This window comes from Bradyrhizobium pachyrhizi (genome assembly GCF_001189245.1).
Taxonomy (GTDB): domain Bacteria; phylum Pseudomonadota; class Alphaproteobacteria; order Rhizobiales; family Xanthobacteraceae; genus Bradyrhizobium; species Bradyrhizobium pachyrhizi.
The window spans coordinates 1-1,525 of sequence record NZ_LFIQ01000041.1; the positions used below are offsets into that span (position 1 = coordinate 1).

A 1,525-nucleotide genomic window follows, 5' to 3' on the forward strand; every position below is an offset into this window, starting at 1 on the left:
TGGCGGCCAGGGCACCAAGGCGGCGGCGGAAGCAGCCGCCAAGCTCGCCGGTGTCGCCAAGGTGCTGGTGGCCGAAGGCCCCGCCTATGAGCACGACCTGGCCGAGCCGCTGGCCGCGCTGATCGTCGCGCTGGCCCCTGGCTACGACGCCTTCGTCGCGCCCGCGACCTCGCGCTTCAAGAATGTGATGCCGCGCGTCGCGGCCCTGCTCGACGTGATGCAGGTCTCCGAGATCATCAAGGTCGTCGCGCCCGACACCTATGAGCGCCCGATCTATGCCGGCAACGCGATCCAGACCGTGAAGTCGAAGGACGCCAAGAAGGTGATCACGGTCCGCACCTCGACCTTCGCCGCCGCCGGTGAAGGCGGCAGCGCGGGAATCGAGAACGCCGCATCGGCCGCCGATCCCGGCCTGTCCTCGTTCGTCGGCGAGGAGGTCGCCAAGAGCGATCGTCCGGAGCTGACCTCGGCCAAGATCATCGTCTCGGGTGGCCGCGCCATGCAGAGCCGCGAGAACTTCGCCAAATACATCGAACCGCTCGCCGACAAGTTAGGGGCCGGCGTCGGCGCCTCGCGCGCCGCGGTCGATGCCGGCTATGCGCCGAACGACTGGCAGGTCGGCCAGACCGGCAAGGTGGTGGCCCCGGAACTTTATGTCGCGGTCGGCATCTCCGGCGCGATCCAGCATCTGGCCGGCATGAAGGACTCCAAGGTGATCGTCGCCATCAACAAGGATGAGGACGCGCCGATCTTCCAGGTCGCCGATTACGGCCTGGTCGCCGACCTCTACCAGGCGGTTCCGGAGCTCGCCGAGGCGCTCGGCAAGCTCGGCAAATAAGGTTTGTGGCCGTCAGCAATCTCGCCATTCTGGCCCTCTCAGGTGGATATTGGAGATACCTCGTCGTCCGGGCCTCATCGCCAGACCACGACATCTACAGGAGTTCATTGAGCGGATCGACGTTAGCTCGCGTATCACGGAAAAAGGATGTGCTCTACTCAACCTCATGGAAGTGCGCCCAGTCGCTGCGGAGCTGCCGCCAGAAGTGGAATGGTCGCTGCCCAGCAGCCGAGGTCCGTGGTGCCTCATTGACCTTCGCTGAAGCAGATGGGTGAGGGCTGTACAGGTAAAAGGTTGCGCAGCGGGCAACCCGGCACCCAACGGGTCTTGAGCGACGATGGTGGTGTCCAGATCAGCGGGCATTACCACCATGATCAATGACGCATGACCAGGAGGCCATGAGCCTCGCGGACCACATCATTGTCAATGAACAAGGGCCAGGTCACGCAACGGGACTCGGCCGAGAAAATCTATAGAGCACCTCAGAAAAACTATTGCTCACAGCCGGAAGCGATGAAATCCGTCGACGACGGCTCCCGAGCGCGGAATTTGGGCGTCAATGCGTGTGCCTTTGCGGCGGCAATACCGCAGCCATCCTTACCATGCATGAGCCGGTGCCTTCGGGCCCTGCGACGCACAATCCTAATGCAGTAGAAAACCATGGCCGCAGAAAGCGCTGAGCTTACC

The 1,525-nt window shown here is 63.4% G+C and carries 1 protein-coding gene; it reads left to right on the forward strand.

What is annotated here, in order from left to right; genetic code table 11:
• On the forward strand, positions 1-838 hold an 838-nt coding region (locus tag AKL29_RS07215), incomplete at its 5' end, for an electron transfer flavoprotein subunit alpha/FixB family protein (RefSeq protein WP_050383626.1).
• Positions 839-1,525 lie beyond the last annotated feature (687 nt).